Consider the following 25077-nt stretch of genomic DNA (forward strand, 5'->3'; position numbering starts at 1 on the left):
AATCATGATAGAAAGTATATCAAAAATCATAAAATATAACTTTAAAAATCCCCAATTATTAAATGAGGCATTGACACATCCTAGTCTAGTATCAAAAGATACCTTAAAATTTAACTATGAAAGACTAGAATTCCTAGGGGATGCAGTATTAAACATAGTAATATCCGAAATGCTATTCAATATTTTCCCTAAAGATACAGAAGGTAACCTCGCTAAAAAGAAGACAGCATTAGTTTGTGGCAATAAGTTAGTAGAAGTTGCACAGTCTATAAATCTCGGACAATTTATCATGATGTCAGATGGTGAAAGAGCGTGTGGTGGTATAAATAATTTCCGTAATTTAGAAAATGCATTAGAAGCTTTAATAGGTGCAATATACCTTGACGGAGGATTTACAGCAGCACAAGACTTTATATACTTATTTTGGGAACATTCTGCAACACATATGAATGTCCCTCCACAAGATGCAAAAACTATACTGCAAGAATTGGTACAAGGAAAAAGGTTACCAGCTCCTGCATATCACACCATAGATAAATCTGGACCAGATCACAACCCTACATTTACAGTAGAAGTAAGAATTCCATCATATCAAGCAATACAAGCAACTGGTCATAATAAAAAACTCGCTGAACAAAAAGCAGCAAGTTTAATGTTAAATCAAATTCATAACAAAACAAAATGACACCAAGAATAAAAAATACTATTTACATATTAATAACAATAATATTATCCATGGTATGTTTAGTATATGCTTCTGTACCATTATATAGCATATTTTGTAAAGTTACAGGTTACGGAGGAACAGTTAGAAAAAGTAATATTTTATCAAGTTCCAAAACAGGAAATACTACTATTAAAGTTAGATTCAATGCAGATATTAATAAACAATTGCCATGGAAATTTTATCCAGAATTACCATATGTATTTGTAAAACCAGGCGAACAAAAGTTAATTTTTTACCGAGCAGAAAATTTATCTGATAAAGACATTTCAGGAATGGCTGTATATAATGTTACTCCTCATAAAGCAGGAAAATATTTTAACAAAGTTGCATGTTTTTGCTTTAGCAAACAAACCCTATTTCCTTATCAAAAAACTGTTATGCCTGTGTCATTTTTTATAGACCCTGCAATAGAAACCGATCCTGAAACTGCTGATGTGAAATTAATAACTCTTTCATACGTATTTTTCAAATACAAAGAATAAATCCCTATACCCATATGTAATAAACTTCTGGTTGCCTGTATAAATATGTAGATAATAGGCCTTTATCATCAAATCTAACCACTATCAAATGACACAAACTTTACCTATAACTACCTTTGTGATTTATAGTAACAAGATAACACGTTCTTCAGCTACTAACTCTTCCTCACATCTAATGAATCTAATATCATTAAAAATTAATAATATACATCTCAACTTAAGTAATACACACTACTACAAATCAATCTATTATAATTCTAAATAAAATATTAACTCGCTATAAATTCTTTTTACAATAAAAAATGTATCAAATTAAAGCTGACAAGTCTTTAGTTATAAATAATTTTACATGATCACTTATTATAAAGCATAACTAAAATTAATGATAATTAACAACATCATTATCATTACTCTAAATTTATAAGCATAATTAATGATTTGATAATAAAAAGACAATAACCTTAATTCATTTGATATTCTCAAATTATACATATAAACTATCAATCAAATAATCGTAAGGTTACAGTAATGGTTAAATTTTTTACTTGTTTTTTTACAATCTTCTTCACAATAGCTAATCATGCTTTATCTTTTAACATTAAAGTTACACATGAAAAGCTAGATAATGGCATGGAAGTATATGTTATCCCTAATCATCGCGCACCCGCAGTTATGCATATGGTATTATATAAAGTTGGTGGGACTGATGATCCAGTAGGTTATTCTGGACTTGCACATTTTTTTGAACATTTAATGTTCAGTGGTACAGAAAAATTCCCTAATCTTATAACTACTCTAAGTGATATAGGCGGAAACTTCAATGCAAGTACATCTGAATTTTGCACTATATATTATGAACTAATACCAAAACAACATTTATCTCTTGCAATGGATATTGAATCAGACAGAATGCAAAATTTTAAAATTACTGATAAGGCATTAATAAGAGAGCAAAAGGTAGTATTAGAAGAAAGAAAAATGAGAGTTGAAAGTCAGGCAAAAAACATACTGCAAGAAGAGATGGAAAACACATTCTATTATAATGGATATGGTAGACCAGTAGTAGGGTGGGAACATGAAATCAGCAATTACAATAGAGAAGTTGCTGAAGCATTTTATAAACTTCACTACAGCCCTAACAACGCTATATTAGTTGTAACTGGAGATGTCGATCCACAGGAAACAATCAACCTTGCACAACAGTACTATGGGAAGATAGAACCTAATCACAAAAAATCCACACGTGTTTTTAGAGCAGAACCTTCACACAAAGCAAACATTACATTAACATTAGAAGATAGTTCAGTAGAAATCCCAGAATTATTTTTAATGTATCAAATACCAAGCGGTATCGCAAATAAAAACTATATACTCAATATGATGGCAGCAGAAATACTTGGTAACGGTAAATTCAGTTTGCTTTACAATGATCTAGTAATGAATAACTCAATAGTCACATCAATAGGCACCAATTATAACTATTTAACTGATAGTGATAACTACCTCTTTATAGAAGCCGTACCTAAAGATGGGATCTCTACAGAAACTGTAGAAAAAGAAATCCACAAATGTATAAATAGTTATCTTGAAAATGGCATTTCACCAGAATATTTAGAAAGTGCAAAACAAAAAGTAAAAGCACACTTAACTTATTCTCTTGATGGATTAAGCTTTATATCATATTTCTACGGCATGAACTTAATTCTAGGAGTACCATTATCAGAAATTAACAATATTTACGATACAATAGATAAAATAAAGATTGAGGATATTGATTCCACTATGGAAAACATCTTCTTAAAGAACGTAAGATTAGCTGGACATTTATTACCTAAATTGGGAGAATAGTTATGAGGAATACATTATTCTACATAATAACATTGATTTTTTTTGCATATAATGCATATGCAGATGATATTAATATCAACATAAAGGAAGCCACTATTAATAATAACATACGCTACTTATATGTTGAACATCACGACTTACCAACAATTTCTTTAACACTTGCATTCAAAAAAGCAGGATATGCATATGATGCTTCTGACAAACAAGGACTTGCACATTTCACATCACAAATATTACAAGAAGGATCAGAAAGTAATCATGCTCTAGAATTTGCAAAACAATTAGAAGGTAAAGGTATAGACTTAAAATTTCATGTAGACATAGATAATTTCTATATATCTATAAAAACACTATCAGAAAACTTTGAAGAAGCTTTAACTTTATTAAGTGATTGCTTATTCAATCCAGTAACTGACCCAGAAATATTTCATAGGGTAATAGCAGAACAAAGTGCACATGTAAAATCTTTATATGGATCTCCTAAATTCATAGCAGCAACTGAAATTAATCATGCCATATTTAAAGGACACCCATACTCTAATAAAATCTATGGTACATTAAATACTATTAACAACATTACCCAAGAAGATGTATCATCATACATAAAAAACAGTTTTGATAAGGACCAAATCGTCATTAGTGCAGCAGGAGATATAGATTCAGCAAAACTATCGAATTTATTAGATAAATATATCCTATCAAAATTACCGTCTGGTAATAACAAAAATACTATACCAGATGCCACCGTTAACAGAGAACAGAAACTCTTATATGTAAGAAGAAATGTACCACAAAGTGTCATAATGTTTGCTACAGACACAGTATCATACAATGACGAGGATTATTATGCATCCAACTTATTCAACAATATGCTAGGAGGATTAAGCCTTAATTCAATATTGATGATAGAGTTACGAGACAAATTAGGACTAACTTACCATGCTAGTAGCATGCTAGATAATATGAATCATAGTAACGTGTTACTCGGCATAATAACTACTGATAATACTACAGTAACAAAATGCATATCTGTATTAAAAGAAATTATAGAAAATATTAAAAATAATGGAATTAATCAGGAAACTTTTTTAACTGCAAAATCTAGTATTACTAATTCTTTCATTTTATCAATGTTAAACAATGATAATGTTGCAAATACATTATTAAACCTACAATTACGCGGTCTAGATCCAAGTTATATAAACAAACATAATTCCTACTATAAAACCCTCACAATAGAAGAAGTAACCAAAGTTGCTAGGAAAATCTTATCTAATGATTTAGTAATAATTGAAGTGGGAAAAAACAATAATATAAACGGTAAACAGATAGAAGCTAAAGAAAACATACTTGGCTAATTTATTATAAGTATGCTGTTAGCTATATAAACACAGTAATCACATCTACTTTAGATTAGGTAGTACCATTCATTAATATATAGCAAAAGCAGCATACTTTCAACTTAAAGTTACAATTCCATAAACACAAAATAAAATAATTGATAAATCAATAATGCTTAAATAACTACGTACAATTTATTAAAAATAAAAGGTTAGTATCTATTAAAATCAGTATACTCCTTAATTAAAAATTTTTAGTATTTTACACATGTGATTTTTTTCATAGTAATTATGTTTCAACAGAATAAATTACTAGAGGTTGTATTTGTATTCTTGACAAAATCATATGAATAAATTAAAATTCTCAAGTGTTTAGTCTTAACGGTATTAATTATGAAAAACAATCCAACAGGACCAATAACGTCTGATTTTTCTGTTCAAAGATTAATGTTACTGGTGTCGGTAATATCTTTTGCGGCGTTAATTATGTCTGCTCTAGTTGCTCTTAAAAGTAATCAACTCAGTTTTAGTAATGCATATTGTATAGCTACAATCGCAGCTGCTGCAGTGTTTATGTTCTGTGCTACAGCATCATTAATATCTTCTTGCTGCAGGAGAAGCCAAACAACAAATAAGTCACAGATCAAGAAAAATTTTGGGCGAAAGGATAGTAGTGCATCTATAATATTATATACATTAGGTGGGTTATCCCTCATAGCAACTTCTGTATGTGCTGGATTGATGCTTAGAGATCCTACGGTGTCATTGCTCCCGTCATTTGCACAGTTCATGAACAACCCTCTCAAATTTCCATTAGCTATTGCATTTGCTGTCAGTGCAGCTGTATTAGCATGTACAATTATAGCACTTGCTCTCAAGCATATCATAGCACCAGATTTACAAAATCATGTTACAGTTATAGGAACTTCTGAGATGGTAGATGTTGCAGCAAGAGATGAGTGTGAAAATTTAATGCAAACACTCGGATTAGAGCCATCACACTTATCCTCTTTAAATGTGATATCATTTGCTGATACTATGCAGCAGCAATTACCAAAATAACAGTAGATGTTAATGTTTAAAATCAACCATTAAGTGTGTGTTTCAGTAGACAGTAGTTCATGGTTTAATCTTGTTGTTGGTTTTCATTCTTTGTTAATAGCATCTTTAAGTAGTTCTTTCATCTATATTATAAAGTTATACAAGTTAAAGAATGATAAAGTTAGTAAGTTATTTTGTAAAATTATTAGCTCTTACCATTATTATAATACCTAAGAATATAAAAGAATCTGCTAAGTTGAATGCAGGCCAGTGCCATTTATTAATATAGAAATCTATAAAATCATAGACAGCTCCATATTTTACTCTGTCTACTATATTCCCTACTGACCCCCCAATAATAATAGCAAGAGGTAATCTATGTGATAAACGTATTACTAAAAAATAAAACAAAACAAACGTAATTAAGATGGAAATACTACAGAAAATAAGGTTACTATACATGAAATCATGTAACATACCGAAGCTTATTCCAGTATTCCATACTGTAGAAAATCGCAAAAAACTAAATATCTCTATTATTCTTGTATCTCCTACTAAACTCATTACGTACCACTTACTAAGTTGATCTACAAGAACTAATATACATATTATCAATACATATTTTTTCATAAACTCTGCTACTTGGCAATACCTTTATCAACTTACCACATTAACTGAGTATAAAACCCTATATGCCTATCCACGTAATTCAGTAAGTTGACTTATAAGCATATACTTATACATATCTTGCATCAACTTTTTTCCATTTAAGCAATATCTCTATTAATCTACTGTACTATAGCTAAACATTTACACTACTTCGTCATCTTTGCTCCCAATATACTTTAAACTTTTCTTTACTTGAATAATATCCTCGTTAATCTGCTGTTTTAACTGCTCAATACTACTAAATTTACGTTCAGGACGTATGAAGTCCAATAACTGAATAGCTACATGCTGATTATATATATCACTATCAAAATCAAAAATATGCATTTCCAATATAGGAAAACTTAAATCATTAAATGTAGGTCTAAATCCAATATTAACTATCCCATTTAACCACACATTATTATCATCTATTTTTATACATGCAGAATACACCCCAACTCTAGGCACTAATATATGTTTAATATCAACATTAACTGTAGGAAAACCAATAACGCGGCCCCTAGCCAATCCTTTTATCACTTTGCCATTAATTTGATACGGTCTACCCAAAATCTTACTTGCTAAGTCTACTTTTCCTTCAGACAAATACTCTCTAATCAATGAAGAAGAGCATAATTTATCATTTATAAAAATAGGATCTATTCTTACAATTTCATAATCATAAATATTTGCATAAGAATATAACAAATCTATGTTACCTAAACATTTATGTCCAAAAAAACAACTATGTCCTACTACAATATATTTTATTCTACAACTATTTACTAATACATCCTTTATAAAAGCATCCGGAGAAAGCTGTGCAAAACTTTCATTAAAATCAATAATATATAGATAATCTATACCATAGCTTTGCAACAATTCTATCTTTTGCTCAAGATCTAATAACAAAAAATTTTGTTTATTACGCAAATACTCAGCAGGATGTGGAGAAAATGTAATAACCACAGATGTTATCTTTTCTCTAACTGAAATATTTTTTATTGCATTAATTATAGACTGATGTCCTAAATGTATTCCATCAAAATTCCCAAAAGCAAGAACACTATTTACATTACCTTTTTGGTTAGGATAACCATATATTATTTTCATAATAAAATTTTATAAAATTCCTATATTTACTTTTTGCTATTACTATGATATCCAGAAATTCAGTTAATCATAGGATACATTATAGTGATAAAAGTGAAAATATATACTAAAGACTTCTGCCCTTATTGTACTAAAGCAAAGGCTTTATTCAACAAAAAAAACATTCCTTTTGAAGAAATTGACATTACAGGCAACAATTCTTTGCTAGAACAAATGATACAACAATCAAACGGCATGAAGACTGTACCCCAAATATTTATTAATGATCAACATATAGGTGGCTGTGATGATTTATATAAACTGTATGAGTCAGGTAAACTAGAATTATAGTAACAGCTGTACATATCTGTTTTTTAGCTAACATTCCTCCTCTATACAAATCAACTTGAAGAAATTGACATTACAGGCAACAATTCTTTGCTAGAACAAATGATACAACAATCGAACGGTATGAAGACTGTACCCCAAAATTTATTAATGATCAACACATAGGTGGCTGTGATGATTTATATAAATTGTACGAGTCAGGCACACTAGAATTATAGTAACAGCTATACATATCTGTTTTTTAGCTAACATCCCTCTATACAAATCAACATTACACCTAATTTTTAGATTATAAAGTTGCACATGTAGTTTTTCTTATAAGATCCAATCTGCAACACATTCAATGATAAGCTTAGGTTTATGTGACCATAAAATACTAACCTTTCTTCAATTAACCTTTAAAACATTAGCCCTAATTAATTTCACACCTGTTTAACTACTATGCAACGTAACTTGCCAGATAAATCATCGTGGTAAGTACAGAATTTTAATCCATAACGATATACTACCCTATGAATCTGATGTTGACTTCCCCTATTTCCAAAATAGCTATACCTAGGTTTATGTAACCATAAAATACTAACCTTTCTTCACATTAACCTTAAAACATTAGCCCTAATTAATTTCACATCTGTTTAACTACTATGCAACGTAACTTGCCAGATAAATCATTGTGGTAAGTACAGAATTTTAATCCATAACGATGCACTATTCTATGAATCTGATGTTGATCTTCCCCTATTTCCAAAATAGCTACACCATTCTGCTTTAAACATCTTTTTATGATTACAAAAATTTGTGAATAAATTTCTAATCCTATTGGCCCACCATCCAAAGCTACCATTGGCTCATGTAATTTTACTTCCGGCTGTAATGTAGTAATTTTACTCCTTCTAATATACGGAGGATTACTAACTATCAAATCAAAAGTATCATAGCAAGTGTTCCAAGAGGATAATCTCATCTTTATCCTACTATATAATCCATGATTTTTAAAATTCTGATATGCAACTCTATAAGCTTTAACACTTTTTTCAATAGCTATACCAACAGCATTTCTATACCTTAATAATAAAATTGATAATAAACATCCACTCCCTGTACCAAAATCTCCTATAATTAACCTACGATTCTTACAAGGATACATTGCAAACACAGAGGAAATGATCGTTTCACTATCTGGTCTAGGATCTAAAACATCAGAATTGACAATAAAATCCGTACTCCAAAATTCCCTTTTACCTATAATATGTGATATAGGTATATTAGTAGAACGTTGTTTCACCATTTTCCAAAATACTTCCACATCACATTTATTAATAGGCATATGTGGATCAAGTATAGTAACTAAGTTTTCAGTGTTAATAAGATGCTTTATTATTATCTCTACATCACGTTTTGGATTGTCTATGTTATAAGTAGATAAAAAATCAACAGCTCTATTAAATAAAGAAATTACAGTATCCATAATAAATTAGCATACATAAGGAGGATAATGCATATTTTGTGGAGATAATGTAAATATTTCTACTCCATTCTCAGTAACACCCAAAGAATGTTCAAATTGCGCTGACAAAGATAAATCTCGAGTTGTAACAGTCCATCCATCTTTTTTACTAAGTACAGTATCACATCTTCCGGCATTTATCATTGGCTCTATTGTAAAAAACATGCCTTCTCTAATAATTACAGGATCATCCGGATCATAATAATGTACTACATTCGGCGAAGCATGAAATACCCTACCTAACCCATGCCCACAATAATCACGAACAATAGAATAACCATATTTCTTCATCTCTTTTTCAATAGCCAAACCAATCTGATTAAGCTTTTGTCCAGGTATCACTTGTTCAATCGCTACAGTTAATGCTCTATATGCAGCTTCACATAAACGTTTTGCTTTAATCGATGGCTCCCCAACCCAATACATTCTACTAGTATCTCCATGCCAACCGTCTAGTATAACAGTGACATCTATATTCACAATATCACCTTCTTTTAAAGGCAAATCATCAGGAATACCATGACATACAACAAAATTTTTCGAGGTACAAATAGACTTAGGGTATCCCCTATATCCAAGCGGAGCAGGAATTGCACCAGCGTTAATAATAAAATCATGACATAAATCGTTAAGCTCATTGCTAGAAACTCCTGGTTTTACATATGGAGTAATAAAATCTAACACCTCTGCTGCAAGCCTTCCAGCATTATGCATATACTTAAAGTCTTCTTTACTATGAATAGTGATACTTCTTCCTAAATTTCCCATATTCTCTATAACCTTTAATCCTAGACCTAAACTATTGTATTAATACTCTAATGCCTAATATCCTTATACTAGAACCAATACCCATCATTTTAAACAATTTTAAACACTTGAAATAAGACAAATATACTGTAATGTATTAGAGTAGGCAAAAGGAATTATTCAGAAATCCCTATATATTTAAGTACACTAAGTAGTATTTCATCAGCTACTATAATTCTTAAATTACATTATTTTTAGACATAATAGAACATAAACTTTCCATGAGCTCTATATTTTACAAGACTATCTTCAAGAAAGCATTTAAGTACATTCCATAATTAACAACAACCAGAATTATACCTCTAAAAACATCCTACTAGGATCTTCAATATATTGCTTTATTCTAACTAAAAATGTAACAGCACCTTGTCCATCAACAATTCTATGATCATAAGATAAAGCAATATACATCATTGGTCTAATTTCTATAGTCTTATCATCAATTGCAACAGGACGCTTTTGTATTGAATGCATCCCTAAAATTCCAGACTGAGGAGGATTAATTATAGGAGTAGACAGCAAAGACCCATACACACCTCCATTGGTGATAGTAAATGTTGCACCTGCCATATCAGCAACTTCCAACTTTCCTTCCCTAGCTTTTTTCCCTAAAGAAGCTAACGTTGATTCAAGATCAGCAAAAGACATTTTATCAGCATCACGTATTACTGGAACAACCAATCCCTTATCTGTTCCTACTGCAATACCCATGTCATAATAATGCTTATAAACAATCTCATTACCTGATATCTCAGCATTGATTATTGGTAGTTCTTTTAATGCTAGCACCACTGCCTTTATAAAGAACGACATAAAACCAAGCTTAATACCATATTTCTTTTCAAAAGTTTCTCTATACTTAGCACGAAGATCCATCACATTCTTCATATCAACTTCGTTAAAAGTTGTTAATATCGCAGCAGTATTTTGAGATTCCTTTAATCTTGCAGCAATTACCTGTCTGATCTTACTCATTTTTACACGTTCTTCTCTTTTCTCTTCAGATACAACAGATAAACTACTAATACTATTTGCTTTAGTATTATCTTCTTCAGAAGCAAGTTTCATATAATTTAACACATCAGATTTTGTAATGCGACCTCCAATACCAGAACCACTCACCTGACTTTTATCAATCACATTTTCTTCCATAATCTTCATTGCAGATGGAGCATCCTTTTTCTGTATAAATTGTTGCATGTCATCAGCTACTGTAACAGTAGTACTATGTGCAGTGTTCCCCTCAGATGGCTTAACAGCATTCGATTTTACAGTATTTATTGTACATAAAACTTGCCCTCTCTGTATGATTTCCTCATCAACAACAAATATTTCATTAATAATACCATCTTCAGGAGATACAATTTCAAGCGAGGTCTTGTCAGTTTCTATGATAAATAACATATCACCTTGTTTCACACTATCACCAACATTCACTGAGACTCTAATTGGAGCCTCTAATATTGACTCACCACCAAGATTTTCAGCCTTTACTTGTATTTCACTCATAAAATGTACCTTAAAAAAACTCTCTACACAGACTTAGTTGTACATGCCACTATACCATAAGCATGACTCACAATTATGATTCAAACCATGACAAAAATTCAATATTTAAATCTCATTTTATACTTAAATAGAAATCTGACTTACAACAATAATACATTACTACTAAAGTATTACAATCATATATTCTACATAATACTAATCTTTACTCATTGATATTACTTTCAATAAAAATTTAATAATCAACATATATTGCTATACCTTTCATTTGATTTACTATCAACATCACATAGTACAACAAGTACACATTTATTATAACATTATCACAACTTTAACATTTAACTCAATAATAAAGCGTTATTGAAATTCAATAAACAACTTTTACACAAAAATAGTAATCAGCATAAATCTTCTCCTAACAATTTGCTGTAGTTTATCATCTTAAATAGTCACGAGATAACTGTATATAATTACTAGCAGATTCCTTAATGTGATTTATTTCTTCTTCAGAAAGCATCCTAAAAAATTTTGCTGGCCTACCAGCCCACAACTCTCCAGACTTGATTATTTTACCTTTAGTTACTAAAGAGCCAGATGCTAGCATTGTATTCTCTTCCATAATTACTTTATCCATAACAACAGAACCCATACCAACAAATGCATAATCATGTATTTGACAAGCATGTAATATACAACTATGCCCAACTGTCACCATTTTCCCAATTTGTGTATCACCATAATTTCTATCAACATGTATCACAGTATTATCTTGAATATTAGTACCTTCACCTACACTAATCATTCCTACATCTCCACGCAACACTGAGTTATACCATACACTTGCATCCTTACTAATATAAACATTGCCTATAACAAAAGCAGTAGGTGCAACAAACACAGTACTATCTATGTTAGGAAAAAAATTCTTGTAACTGATTACATTATGCATAAAATCACTCACTTACCCACAAACCTATATCTAATGTTTGTATGATAACATATCTTATACAATGCTATAAGGCCAGAATTTACATAACATTTACATGCAACCCCTTAAATCTAAACTTATACAGCTATACGACTTTATATAAAAACAACATTCCTCAGCATATCAAATACATTGTAACAAAAAATTTGCACTACACATTTGTTAAAAAAACATAAAGTATCTTCTACTGACAGTTATCACAAAATATATTAAGCAATTATATATTGATCTAATACAAAGATTGATATATAAAAGCTCATAGGTTCTCTGAAATATTTTTACAATGTTACGCCATATAATCCTTCTACTGTTATATTGTTTTATTAGTATTCAGGTACATATAAGTAATGCTGTGGCCTTACCTATACAAACAACAGCACCTCAAGCAGCAGTATTCGATTTCTTTTCTAATACAATGTTATTAGAACACAACATTGACGAACAAATTGCACCCTCGTCTATGACTAACTTAATGACCTTATATGTTACATTTTACTACATAAAAGCTGGATTTGTAAAAATGGAGGATAAATTTAAGACTAGTAAAGAGGCTTGGCAGAAAGGAGGTAACTCCATTTTCCTAAGGGCGGGACAGCTAGTAGCAGTAAGAGATTTAATTAATGGTATTATTACAACATCTGCAAATGACGCCTGTATTACTCTTGCAGAAGGCGTAGCAGGTTCACAGGAGAACTTTGTTGATGAAATGAATCGTATAGCACAAAAACTTAACCTAACAAAATCTCATTTCAGCAATGTAATAGGTGCTCAAGATAAAAATCAATTCATGTCAATACGCGACTTAATAACTCTTACAGTAAGAATTTTCGAAGATTTTCCTGAATATTATCATCTATTCTCCAAAAAAGATTTTAAGTACAATAATATATACCAAGAAAACATCAACTTATTGTCACCAGATAATAGAATAGATGGGATAATTAGCATATATACAGATGCAGGAGGATACGGGTCTATAGTAGCTGCTAAACATGAAGGCAGACGTATCTTCATATTAATCAGCGGTCTTAAAACTGAAAAAGAACGCATATCTGAAATAAAGCAGTTGCTAGATTATGCTTTTAATGATTTTAGCAGCCAAACCATCTTTCACAAAGGTAGTAAAGCCAAGGAAATAATAGTTAAAAACGGTGATGCAAAATATGTAGAAGCTGTGTTCAATAACGATGTGATTATTCTATATCCTAAAGGCTCATATGATACAGTCAAAACCTTTTTTTCACACGAAAATGCAATATCTGCACCAGTAAAAAAAGGACAAGAAGTTGGTCATCTTCACATACAGGTACCAGAACTTACAGAACGCGTTATACCTATGTACGCAGCAAATGATATAAACCATCTCAATTTCTTCCAAAGAATATTGTACATGTTTTCCCCTAAAACAGATAAAGTTGCTACTTCATAATGTACAGTCATAGTTCTAACTCATATCAAGTTTAAAGTTATATAATATGCATAAACAAACGCTGTGTTTATTAATGACTTAAATCACATACTTTTATAAAAATTTACACATATTCTTTAATAAAGCTATTTTCCTTACAAAGAACTTATATACATTGTTTAAGTAGTACTTTATAGAAAGCCCATAGTTACATAAGCTTTTCATCAAGAACTTAAAAGATCAATTATAAATCAGCAATCTCTTTAACTTTTACTTGTTTTATTAATTATGTAAACCTACCACTATATTAAAAACATAAGATACAATATGAATACATTTCTACTTTTCTCTAATTTGTATAGTCTTGTTATGAAGTACGCTTTAATATTTATATAAAAACTAGAACAACGTAATAACCACTATAAAAACTGCCTATAGAAATTATTAAAAATCATATCCTAAACTTGCTATATTAATTGCCACAACGAGACAATAACATTAACAGCATAAAAAATAAAGTAACAGAACTTTCATAGAACTAGGAATATAATAATATTTATAATATCAACAAATAAAAAACTTACTATTTTACATATTTGTTTATAATATCAATTACTATCTTTTCACTGAGGACTTGTGGTAAAACTTTAATCTTAACTCCATCAACATACAATACATAAAGCGGTACACTATTTTTATCCAACTGATTAATATACTCTGTTAATTCATAATTTTTAGAAGTTAAATCACCTCTCATGTAGTAAATTTTTTTCTTCATAAGCAAAGCCTGTACAGTGTCCAACTGTAAAATTTTTTCATTAACTTTACAAGTTAAACACCAATCTGCACTTACAGACAACAATACTGTCTCTTTCGCTTCAAGTAGTTGTTCTAACTTCTTTTGAGAAAATTCCATTACTACAACATGTTTTGCTTCCTTATGTTTCATTAGAAACTCTTTTATTGGCTCAAAACATAAAGGAGAAATTGCTATAAACAATAAACACAAGCAAATTACAAACTTACTTATAGGTTCCCAAGATTTTATAAATTTCATAATCCATATCCCCATGACAAATAATATAGCACAAGATAACACAGCAAATAATATTTCCGGACCTTTCTGTTTGATTAAAATACAGAGTAACCACGCTGAAGAAAAATAAAGTGGGAAAGCTAAAAATCTTTGTAAAACTTCCATCCATCTACCTGGCTTAGGAATAATTTTCAATAAACCTGGAAAAAATGACAATAATAAATAAGGCAACGCAATTCCAAAACCAAGAACTTGAAAAATCAACACTGAGTAAAGGTTAGATTGATTTAAAGCTACAGTTACAGCAGATACCATAAAAGGGGCTGTACACGGGGTAGCAACAAACGTTGATAACATACCCACAATAAAACTACCTATTAATCCTTCTCTTTTAGAATTCACATTATTAAAATTAGGAACAATAAAAGGCAAATCATAAAATCCAGAAAAAGATAATCCCATCAAAAACATTATATACATCAACAATGCAATTAATATTGGAAATTGCATTTGATATCCCCAACTTACTAAATAGCCAAAATGACGTAATATTAAAAGTATTGAAGACAGTAGAAACATACTCACCATAACTCCAAGTGTATATAATACCCCATCAGCTCTTATCAATATTTTACTCTTTTGAGCATTCTTAACCATTGACATTATTTTTAATGATAAGATAGGGAATACACATGGCATACAATTTAAAATTATGCCGCCAAGTAAAGCACATATCAAAATGTATATTGAATTAACATTAAAAAACATATTTAAATATTCTAAAAAGGATATAACATTAACTATTAAATTAAAAAAATGCACACAAGACAACTATAAGTTTGTATACCTAAAAAACTATTAACATTAATAAAGACAAATTTACTATTCTAAATCACATAATTTAAGAAATAAATCTACTTATTGTTACAAATCATAGCTAGCTTTACATTCTAAGTTATTTATATAATAAATTCAATAATTAACAAATATGTTCAAATTAACATTAAGTGATGTCAAACAATACACACTTCTAATATACCTAGACATATTATACCTTATGTTCAGTCTGCAAATTTTGATTTTATTAATGACTCATTAATCCTGATAATATCTTTCATAATGTTATTATCTAAGTACTGTGGAATTAATTCCTCTCCTGTAATATACTTATAAAGTTGATAATCACTAGTATTGACAATTTTCTCATATTCATCAACGTCCTTAGAAGACAATAGATGAATGCAATGCAATGCAAAATTACCAAGTATTATATCCATTTCTTTGCACCCTCTATGCAAACTCCTATATAATAATCTCTTACGTTTTACTAGTAATTCATCCATAACATTTATGTTCAACAGATTTCAAATTGTCTAATTAAAATTATTACATATTATGTTGTCAACCATATAAATATACTATATTATCCAATTTAGTTTTAATGACATCTAGTGTTCTACTTATGGCAAGTATTATTGATAACTTATATCATGTACTCAATAATGGTTCATTTTATTTGCTGTCGTTTCTCATTATAATGTCTATTATAGTTTTCGTACATGAATACGGTCATTATATTGTTGCAAAATTATGCAATGTGAAGGTTGAAGTTTTTTCTATAGGATTTGGCCCAGAGTTATTTGGAATTAACGATAAGTCTGGCACAAGGTGGAAGTTCAGCGTGATACCAATAGGTGGGTATGTAAAGATGTTAGGGGATGAAGACCCAGCAAGTGTTGAAGCAAATCCTAACCGTTTGTCAGAAGAAGATAAGTTACTTGCATTTTGTGAAAAACCTCTATACCAAAAATTTCTTATTGTATTTGCTGGACCATTCGCAAATTTAGTGTTTGCTATAGTAGTACTCATGATGTTCTTCACTACTAAAGGAATGATGAAGCACAACTCTGTCATTGGAGGCGTAGTACAAGATAGTGCAGCACAACATGCAGGATTAGCTTCAGGGGATACAATTCTAAAAATCAACGACTACCAGGTTAAATGGTTTGAAGAAATTAAACAGTATATAGAAAAATATGCAAAAGATAATCAAGAGCTAACTATAGAATATGCACGTGACGGGCACATTCATGTTGTGAAAGTTAAACCAAGCATTAAGGAAGAAAAAGGACTTTTTGGAAGCATAAAGAAAAGTCCATTTTTAGGAGTTACAATGAGTAATGTACTCAGCAATTATGAATTTCAGAGATTAAGCATCACTAGTGCTTTTGTTCAGTCCATTAATTACACTTATTTACTGTCAAAGTCAATTTTTCAAGTATTGGGACAAATGTTGGTAGGGAAACGCAGTATTTCTGAGTTAGGTGGTCCTATACGCATTGCTCAATATTCTGGAGAATCAGTAAAACACAACGAAGTACTATTGTGCATGGCAATGATTTCCATTAACCTAGGTGTAATGAATTTATTACCAATTCCTATGCTAGATGGTGGACATATTTTCCAATATTTTGTCCAAGCTATATTACGACGCAAACAACTCAATCCTAAATATCAGCGGTATATATCTACAATTGGGTTAATGCTTCTGCTATCTTTAATGATTTTTGTCACGTTTAACGATATAAAAAGTATGTTTAAGTAGTTTTATGAGATACATTATTATTATTTTAATATTATTTACTTCTTCTCTTGCACATGCAGAGGCTTTAAATACTAAAATTAAGCAAGTTCAAATCAATGGCAACCATAGGTTAGATTACAAAACTATATATTTTTACTCAAAAATTAACTTACAAGATAATGTAACACAAGAGACTATAGATCAAATCATTAAAAACTTACATTCAACACAACTATTTTCACATATAGAAGTATATGTTAATCAGGATAATTACTTAGTAATCAATGTAACAGAAAATCCTGTCATCAATAATATAGTTTTCTATGGAAACAAAGAATTCAGTAAAAAAGATCTCGTAAATGATATCTTAAAATTAAAAAAGTTAGCAGTTTTTACAAAATCAAAATTACAGCAAGATATATCAAATCTTTTATCACTATACCAAAGCAAAGGTAAGTTAAGCGCAAAAGTTACCTATGAAGTAAAAGAACTTGAGAATAATAAAATAGATATCATTATAAAAATAAATGAAGGACCAACATCAAGAATAAAAATTATTAAATTTACTGGAAATCAGTTCTTTTCAGATGCAATGTTAAAAAAAGCTATACAATCAAGTGAATACTATCCTTATAAAATATTCAGTAGTAATACAAAATTTGCTTCTGAAAGATTAATGCTTGATCAAGCAGGATTATATAACTTTTACACATCTAAAGGTTTTATAGACTTTAAGATTAAATCTGTAGTACCAGAAATTAGAGAAGATCATAATATTAATCTTATTTTCGCTGTTGAAGAAGGGATAAGGTATAAGTTTGGTAATAGTAACATCATCATAGATAAACAAGTTAGTAATCACCAACAACTAAAAGAAGAAATTCAGAATCTTATATTATCAAAAAGTGGTGATACATTTAACCGAGAATCCATTAATAATTCTATCGAAAAAATTACCCAATATTTAAGTAACAATGGAAACTTCTTTTCAGATATAAAGCATGAATACCGTGTCAAGGATGATGTGGTCGATATAGATTACATAATATATACAGGCAATAAAGTTTACATTAATAATATAAGTATCACTAACAACAAGACTACTTTAGATCAAGTAATCAGACGAAAGTTGACTATTTCTGAAGGCGACATATATAATGCCAGCGTCATTAATAGATCTTATAAAAACATATTAGGATTAGGTTTTTTTGAGTCTGTAAATGTAGAGAATCATAAAATAAATGACAGCTTAGTTGATTTAAATTTTCAAGTTAAAGAAAGAGGTACTGGTACATTTTCTGTATCAGCAGGATTTTCTAGTGTCACCGGACTTGTAGGTAAAATAAACATACAAGAGAGAAACTTATTTGGAACTGGAAAAATATTGTCTTTACAAGCAGAAAAATCTACTTCTTCCTTATCTAGCAGCATTGATTTTGTAGTGCCAAATTTCTCAGAGACTGATTCAGCAGTAGGGTTTGGTTTATTCTATTCACATCAGAACAAACCAAAAGGCAAAGATTTTCCAAATCTCATTAACCCAGCCGCTATTACAGGTAATACAGATGCTGCATTCAGCAGCAGCAACGCTGGTTTCATGTTACATACATCACATGATATAACTGATGACCTCAATCTTGCATTGCACTATGCTTACAAACATGTAAACATATTTAATGTTAAAGATACTGCATCTGAATTAATTAAGGAACAAGCTGGTAAGAATATTGATTCATCCGTTGGTTATTCTCTTCAATTCCGCAAGTTTGATAATTTATCTAAAATTAAGGATGGATATCTTGTTAAGCTACATCAAAGCTTTTCCGGATTAGGTGGAACACTACATTACATTAAAACCGAAGGTTCTGTAAATTATAGCAGAGAGATTCTTCCTAAAGTTAGTAGCGATATCCTTTTAAACATTAAAACTTCTATGGGATATGTATTCTCATATAAAAGTGATGAGCAAGTAAAAATCAATCAACGTTTCATAATAGGAAGCAATGAAATCAGAGGATTCCATGTATCAGGTATAGGACCAAGAGATAAAAAGACATTAGATGCATTAGGTGGAAAGTTTTACTTTAATATGATTAATCAAGTTGATTTTCCTATCGGTTTACCAGACGATTTGGGAATAAAAGGCTCTCTCTTTGTCGATGCAGCAACTTTATTTGGCCTTGACTATATAAATAAAGAATATTATGAAGACAAATCACTAAGAGTTTCTGTAGGCTTTGGTATTTCATGGCGTTCTCCATTTGGACCAATGAGATTAGATTTTGGCTTCCCTATACTAAAAAAAGACTATGATGTTACAGACATGATAAGATTTTCAATGCAATAGAAAAAAGAGGTATTTATGCAATTAAGGTTATTTTTAGCTATTTTTATATTACTATTCGGTTTAAGTTGCCAAGCTTCGGCAAAAAATGATCAGAACATCCCTGTAGCCTTCATTGATCGTGATCTAATTATATCTGAAGCACTCGCAGTAAAAAGCATTAGAACACAATTAGACAACAAAAGAGAAGAACTACAGAAAGATTTTTCAGCAAGAGAAGAAGAGTTGCATAAAATCGAAGAAGATTTAAGTAAGCAAAAAGCTATCTTAAGTTCTGAAGCTTTTGAAAAGAAAGTTGCAGATTTTAAAATAAAGGTATCAAATCTACAACAAGATATTTCTGTAAAAGGATCAGAATTAGAAAATATGTATATGAACGCTATGGAGATGGTTTACAATAAGATTAAAAACATCTCAGCTAAAATAGCAAAGGAAAGAAGCATTAGCTTAGTTTTATTCTTAATGAAGAAAAATCAAGTATTTTACGCTGCTGATAATATAGATTTTTCTAACGAAGTATTAGAAATGTTAAACAAAGAATTACCAAATATAGAAATAAAGAAGTGAGATATTAATTAGAGATTTGTATGCAGTTCAATATTCAAGAAATCATAAAAATGATACCACATTCGTATCCATTTTTGTTAATTGATAGAGTAACTGCATGCACACCTAATGAATCTGTAACAGCAATAAAAAATGTTACTTTTAATGAACCTTTTTTTATTGGTCATTTCCCTGGTAATCCAATTATGCCTGGCGTACTTATTGTAGAAGCTATGGCACAAGCATGTATAATATGTACAATGAGTAGCATGCAGAATTACTCCGTATATCTCATGTCAATAGAGCTAGCAAAATTTCGCAAGCCTGTTATTCCAGGAGACACATTAATTCTTACAGTAAACGTTGTACATAAAAGAAAAAATACATGCAAGTTTGAGTGTCATGCACATGTAGAGGGTACATTAGTTGCAGAAGCACAAATTCTAGCAATGACTAAACAAAATGAAGCATGATTTTTTTAAATTTATACATCAATTTTTAGAAAAATATGAAAATAAAAAGAGCAATTATATCTGTATATAATAAAACAAACATTATAGAACTTGCAAAATTTTTAATTGAACAAAAGGTAGAAATTATTGCAACAAGTAGTACTTATAAAGCTTTATTAGATGCAGGATTACAAGTAACAGAAGTATCTAGTTACACAAAGTTCCCAGAAATAATGGATGGGAGAGTAAAAACTTTACATCCAAAAATTCATGGTGGAATATTAAGTAATCGCAACACTCATGCTGCAGAATGTCTAAAGCTAGACATACATGATATAGATTTAGTGATTGTGAATTTATATCCCTTCTCTCAAGTTGCAAATAATAAAACTTCAACCGAAAATGAGATAATAGAACAAATAGATATAGGGGGAGTTACTTTATTAAGAGCTGGAGCAAAAAACTTCCACAATGTAACAGTAATATCAGATATCAATGACTATGATACATTAAAGGCAGAAATGATTAATAATCAAAATTCTACAAACTTAACATATAGAAAACAATTAGCAAAAAAAGCATTTGCTATAACTTCATCTTATGATAGTAGCATATATAATTGGTTAAATAAAGATAGTAAAGATATACTACCTGAAACGCTTGTCATACATGGAAATAAGGTACAGGATCTCAGATGCGGGGAAAATCCACATCAAAAAGGTGCGTTTTACAGTACTTTAGGGGATAAATACCCTCTCAAACAATTACATGGAAAAGAATTAAGCTACAACAATATAGTAGATATAGAATCTGCTATAAACATAGTGACAGAATTTACGCAACCAGCAGCAGTGATTATAAAACATAGTAATCCTTGTGGTGCAGCAACTGCTGATGACATTACAACTGCATACAACAAAGCTTTTGCTTGTGATCCAAAAAGCAGTTTTGGTGGTATTGTTGCATTAAATAGAGAAATCAACGAAGATATAGCAGAGGAAATCAATAAAATTTTCATCGAAGTAATAGTTGGTCCATCTATTACAGACAAAGCAATGGAAATTATACAAAAGAAGAAAAATGTGCGTATTATGCTGTCCACAGAGTATAATCCACCAAAATATATAATTAAAAATGTCAGTAACGGATTTCTACTACAAGAAAGTAATACAAACCAATTATCAGAGAAAGACTTAATACAAGTTACAAATTTCCCAGTATCAGATGATACTATTTCTAATCTATTATTTGCTTGGAAAATATGTAAACATGTAAAATCCAATGCAATTGTTATTGCAAAAGATCACCGTGCAATTGGAGTTGGGGCTGGTCAAATGAGCCGTGTTGATAGTCTTGAAATTGCAATAAAAAAAGCCCAAGATTGCGCAGGAGCAGTTTTAGCGTCCGACGCATTTTTTCCCTTTACAGACAGTATATTACTAAGTGCATCTGTAAATATAAGTGCAATAATTCAACCTGGAGGATCACTAAGAGATCAAGAAGTCATAGAAGAAGCAAACAATAAAAAGATTGCTATGTTTTTCACCAACATTAGAAACTTTTATCACTAACAGATAACTTATTACTACTCAACATCAATATAACAACCTAAAATAAGCACAATGACTATAGGTGACAATCAAGTAAACAAACAAAATGCTATACTTAACATTAGAATTGTCACATCAACTAATAATAGCTTTTATATTGATTCTTAGGCTAACATAACTATATAAACAATATACAGTTATAGCATTACAAATTTATGATAGGTAATAATTAATTTGCAAGTAACATTAATGTAAAACTGCTATTCCATTAATATTAGATATCCAAACATTTAATAACTTTTGAATTAATATCAATGCAATAACTGTATAAACAGCATACCAGCTATCATGTCATAAATTTGCAGTAGACGATATATAACTATTCCCACTAGTAGCATTAACATTTTTATCCTATATTAGATAGATAGTAATGATAAAGCAAGAATTCCAGTTATTAGATGACCAATAACGCTTTCCTTTCTCAAAAATACTCTAATCAAATGTACTATTAAAAGCACCAATAACATAAAAAACGCAATACAAGCAACTATTGAATAATATTTAATATTGCATATCACAAAGTATCTGCCACTTCGATAGAGCTGAACAGAAAAAACAAACAACTCTCTTTACGGATATATATACTTGAGAGCAATACAAATATAAACGTATGCAGAATACATAGTCAAGACAGCTGCTAAATATAGTATCGTTTCACCAATGTACAATATCACACTATCATTTAACATTAACATAGCAATAGCAGCCATTTGTATAAATGTTTTTACCTTTCCCAACTTAATTACAGGAAGTTCAACGCTTATAGAAATCAAAAATTCTCTCAAACCAGAAATTAAAATTTCTCTACAGATTATTACAACTACAGGGATAATAGTTAATCCCGTAATTTTACGTATATAAACTAACATAATAACGGTTGCAACTACAATAAGTTTATCAGCAATCGGATCAAACAATTTACCAAATTTAGACTGTGCTTGCCATATACGCGCTAAATAACCATCAAAAAAATCTGTAATACATGCAAAAATAAAAATAACAAACGCAATATAATTCGAGTTACTATCCCCAATATAAAAGCTACATACAATAGCAGGAATTGCAAATACTCTAAATATAGTTAACAAATTAGGCAAAGTTCTTCTAAAATAATCAACCATAATGCATAATATCTTATATTCCACCCTATAATAATGATAATCTCAATAACTTCAATATTTATATTAAAGTTATGTGTTATTCAAATTATGTATATGGAAACAACTCTAACAAACATCACTTCTACCTTTAAAATATTAATTGCATATATACAATTTATATAAAGCACCAATTATGAAAACTATCTACTAATTTTTAATATTACATCCTTAGTAAAGCTATGAAAAGATTAATTAAATGCTCTTGTGTATTTTAACAGTAGATTTATAATTTAGCTTTTAAAAAGACCATGCATAATTATGTCTTATATAAATAACTATAACATACAACTATGTCGTAAGTGGTTATTATTAGCTGTATCTGCTTTAGCAATATCTGGACTTTTATCCATATTTGTAATTTTGCTCAGATTGCCTATATCAAAATCTTTTATCACAGATGTAGATAAAGTGTTTGATATATCGCTAGTAATACATGTTAACTTATCAGTACTAGTATGGGCATCCTCAATCATTTCTATAATATCAAGCTTAATAATTTCCACTAACAAGTATTCAAAATGTTTCAAATATCTATGCTACTCCGCATTTATTGGTACATTTTTAATGGTGCTATCTATTTTTTTTCCTAATGCAGAACCAATAAAAAATAATTACGTTCCTGTAATAAATAACTTATGTTTTTTACTAGGACTATTTATATTTACTGCAAGCATACTTTTTTACTCAATATTATCAACTAAATGTCATCACCTAAATATTCTTCAAGGCATTTCATTGGGAATACACGGCATTCCAATAATACTCATATGCGCTGTTCTATGTTTCACTATGGCTTATTACACAATACACACAAACAACTATTTCCACATAACATCTTTTTATGAAAATATATTTTGGGGAGGAGGACATATACTGCAACTAGCTTTTTGTCAGGCATTACTAATAGTATACTTAATTATATTAGGAAAAAACACTAAACTACTTAATAAAAACGTAATCCACGTCATATTTATAATAAACACATTATCAGTTATCGTAGCACCTATCATATACATATATCATCCAGCCGATTCTCAATTTACCATAGATTTCTTCACATGGCATATGCGTATTCTTGGAGGAGTAATACCCGTATTCTTATTCATACTTACACTATTCAATCTCAAAATATTGCTAAAACATAGCTATCATAGTCTATTATGTACAACTTTACTATTTAGCTATGGTGGTATACTAGGAATATTAAGTATTCATGGTAATGTAACAATACCTGCACATTATCATGGATCTATTGTTGGAATGACTATCGCATTCATGGGATTCATTTACTGGCTCCTACCAAAATTAAACCTTGGCAATACAAATAGCTTTTATACTAATCTTCAAATTTACATATACAGTTTAGGACAATTTCTACATATAACCGGATTAGAATGGTTAGGTGGATATGGAGCATTAAGAAAAGTAACATATTTACCTGATACAGCATCAAAAATTGCAAAACACTGTTTTACAATCGGTGGACTTATGGCAATTATTGGTGGATGTTTATTTGTAATAATAGTACTACTACAAATCCGAAAAAAAGAAGCTTAACTTAAAACTAGCGAATAAAAACTTTATTGCCGTATAAAAAATT

General features: G+C 30.0%; 22 protein-coding genes. 13 read left to right on the plus strand and 9 right to left on the minus strand.

Annotated elements, in window-relative coordinates:
- The first annotated feature begins 4 nt into the window (after nucleotides 1–4).
- The 5 genes from rnc (at nucleotide 5) to ECH_RS04300 (ending at nucleotide 5459) form a co-directional block, all read left to right on the plus strand.
- Nucleotides 5–685: a ribonuclease III gene (gene rnc / locus ECH_RS04280; protein WP_006011429.1), complete on the plus strand. Its 681-nt coding sequence runs from the start codon at nucleotides 5–7 to the stop codon at nucleotides 683–685.
- Nucleotides 682–1209: a cytochrome c oxidase assembly protein gene (locus tag ECH_RS04285; RefSeq protein WP_006011431.1), complete on the plus strand. Its 528-nt coding sequence runs from the start codon at nucleotides 682–684 to the stop codon at nucleotides 1207–1209. The genes rnc and ECH_RS04285 overlap by 4 nt, the downstream gene beginning before the upstream one ends.
- A gap of 528 nt (nucleotides 1210–1737) precedes the next feature.
- Complete coding sequence (locus tag ECH_RS04290; protein ID WP_011452976.1) at nucleotides 1738–3057, plus strand: M16 family metallopeptidase; 1320 nt, start codon at nucleotides 1738–1740, stop codon at nucleotides 3055–3057.
- A gap of 2 nt (nucleotides 3058–3059) precedes the next feature.
- Entirely contained in the window at nucleotides 3060–4415 is a 1356-nt protein-coding gene (locus ECH_RS04295) for a M16 family metallopeptidase (protein ID WP_011452977.1), read from the plus strand.
- Nucleotides 4416–4790: 375 nt separating this feature from the next.
- On the plus strand, nucleotides 4791–5459 hold the full coding sequence (locus tag ECH_RS04300; protein ID WP_011452978.1) for a hypothetical protein: 669 nt from the start codon (nucleotides 4791–4793) through the stop codon (nucleotides 5457–5459).
- A 168-nt stretch (nucleotides 5460–5627) separates the two neighbouring features.
- Here the strand turns inward: ECH_RS04300 and lspA are convergent, their stop codons facing one another.
- Nucleotides 5628–6068, minus strand: a complete 441-nt coding sequence (gene lspA, locus ECH_RS04305) for a signal peptidase II (protein WP_011452979.1) — start codon at nucleotides 6066–6068, stop codon at nucleotides 5628–5630.
- A 180-nt stretch (nucleotides 6069–6248) separates the two neighbouring features.
- A complete protein-coding gene (locus ECH_RS04310) occupies nucleotides 6249–7202 on the minus strand; it encodes a bifunctional riboflavin kinase/FAD synthetase (RefSeq protein ID WP_006011544.1) in 954 nt (317 codons plus the stop codon).
- Between the two features lie 84 nt (nucleotides 7203–7286).
- Between ECH_RS04310 and grxC the strand changes: the two genes are divergently transcribed.
- A complete protein-coding gene (grxC, locus tag ECH_RS04315; RefSeq protein ID WP_006011543.1) occupies nucleotides 7287–7532 on the plus strand; it encodes a glutaredoxin 3 in 246 nt (81 codons plus the stop codon).
- A gap of 622 nt (nucleotides 7533–8154) precedes the next feature.
- Here grxC and prmC read toward each other — a convergent pair.
- The 4 genes from prmC to ECH_RS04335 form a co-directional block, all read right to left on the minus strand.
- Complete coding sequence (gene prmC / locus ECH_RS04320) at nucleotides 8155–8997, minus strand: peptide chain release factor N(5)-glutamine methyltransferase (protein ID WP_006011541.1); 843 nt, start codon at nucleotides 8995–8997, stop codon at nucleotides 8155–8157.
- Nucleotides 8998–9003: 6 nt separating this feature from the next.
- Complete coding sequence (gene map, locus ECH_RS04325; RefSeq protein ID WP_011452980.1) at nucleotides 9004–9804, minus strand: type I methionyl aminopeptidase; 801 nt, start codon at nucleotides 9802–9804, stop codon at nucleotides 9004–9006.
- 333 nt (nucleotides 9805–10137) lie between these two features.
- Nucleotides 10138–11352, minus strand: a complete 1215-nt coding sequence (odhB, locus tag ECH_RS04330) for a 2-oxoglutarate dehydrogenase complex dihydrolipoyllysine-residue succinyltransferase (RefSeq protein WP_006010491.1) — start codon at nucleotides 11350–11352, stop codon at nucleotides 10138–10140.
- A 433-nt stretch (nucleotides 11353–11785) separates the two neighbouring features.
- Complete coding sequence (locus tag ECH_RS04335; RefSeq protein WP_006010492.1) at nucleotides 11786–12298, minus strand: gamma carbonic anhydrase family protein; 513 nt, start codon at nucleotides 12296–12298, stop codon at nucleotides 11786–11788.
- 391 nt (nucleotides 12299–12689) lie between these two features.
- On the opposite strand from ECH_RS04335, the gene ECH_RS04340 reads away from it, so the two are divergent.
- Nucleotides 12690–13766, plus strand: a complete 1077-nt coding sequence (locus tag ECH_RS04340) for a D-alanyl-D-alanine carboxypeptidase family protein (protein WP_226988401.1) — start codon at nucleotides 12690–12692, stop codon at nucleotides 13764–13766.
- A 562-nt stretch (nucleotides 13767–14328) separates the two neighbouring features.
- Here the strand turns inward: ECH_RS04340 and ECH_RS04345 are convergent.
- Nucleotides 14329–15549, minus strand: a complete 1221-nt coding sequence (locus ECH_RS04345; RefSeq protein WP_006010494.1) for a protein-disulfide reductase DsbD family protein — start codon at nucleotides 15547–15549, stop codon at nucleotides 14329–14331.
- Between the two features lie 293 nt (nucleotides 15550–15842).
- The gene (locus ECH_RS04350) at nucleotides 15843–16058 is read right to left on the minus strand and encodes a succinate dehydrogenase assembly factor 2 (protein WP_230577167.1); all 216 of its coding nucleotides are present in this window, start codon (nucleotides 16056–16058) and stop codon (nucleotides 15843–15845) included.
- A gap of 164 nt (nucleotides 16059–16222) precedes the next feature.
- On the opposite strand from ECH_RS04350, the gene rseP reads away from it, so the two are divergent.
- Genes rseP through purH form a run of 5 tightly spaced genes read left to right on the plus strand, consistent with a single transcriptional unit; the run spans nucleotide 16223 to nucleotide 22278 of the window.
- Entirely contained in the window at nucleotides 16223–17386 is a 1164-nt protein-coding gene (gene rseP, locus ECH_RS04355) for an RIP metalloprotease RseP (protein ID WP_006010495.1), read from the plus strand.
- 4 nt (nucleotides 17387–17390) lie between these two features.
- Complete coding sequence (bamA, locus tag ECH_RS04360; RefSeq protein ID WP_006010496.1) at nucleotides 17391–19712, plus strand: outer membrane protein assembly factor BamA; 2322 nt, start codon at nucleotides 17391–17393, stop codon at nucleotides 19710–19712.
- A 15-nt stretch (nucleotides 19713–19727) separates the two neighbouring features.
- A complete protein-coding gene (locus ECH_RS04365) occupies nucleotides 19728–20276 on the plus strand; it encodes an OmpH family outer membrane protein (RefSeq protein ID WP_011452982.1) in 549 nt (182 codons plus the stop codon).
- 20 nt (nucleotides 20277–20296) lie between these two features.
- Nucleotides 20297–20728, plus strand: a complete 432-nt coding sequence (gene fabZ / locus ECH_RS04370; RefSeq protein ID WP_006010498.1) for a 3-hydroxyacyl-ACP dehydratase FabZ — start codon at nucleotides 20297–20299, stop codon at nucleotides 20726–20728.
- A 35-nt stretch (nucleotides 20729–20763) separates the two neighbouring features.
- Nucleotides 20764–22278, plus strand: coding sequence for a bifunctional phosphoribosylaminoimidazolecarboxamide formyltransferase/IMP cyclohydrolase (purH, locus tag ECH_RS04375; RefSeq protein ID WP_011452983.1), 1515 nt, complete (start codon nucleotides 20764–20766; stop codon nucleotides 22276–22278).
- Between the two features lie 608 nt (nucleotides 22279–22886).
- Here purH and pgsA read toward each other — a convergent pair.
- Nucleotides 22887–23438, minus strand: coding sequence for a CDP-diacylglycerol--glycerol-3-phosphate 3-phosphatidyltransferase (pgsA, locus tag ECH_RS04380; protein WP_006011482.1), 552 nt, complete (start codon nucleotides 23436–23438; stop codon nucleotides 22887–22889).
- Nucleotides 23439–23735: 297 nt separating this feature from the next.
- Here pgsA and ECH_RS04385 point away from each other — a divergent pair, with 297 nt between their 5' ends.
- On the plus strand, nucleotides 23736–25034 hold the full coding sequence (locus ECH_RS04385; protein ID WP_006011484.1) for a cbb3-type cytochrome c oxidase subunit I: 1299 nt from the start codon (nucleotides 23736–23738) through the stop codon (nucleotides 25032–25034).
- Nucleotides 25035–25077: the final 43 nt, after the last annotated feature.

It is taken from the genome of Ehrlichia chaffeensis str. Arkansas (genome assembly GCF_000013145.1).
Classification (GTDB): Bacteria; Pseudomonadota; Alphaproteobacteria; order Rickettsiales; family Anaplasmataceae; genus Ehrlichia; species Ehrlichia chaffeensis.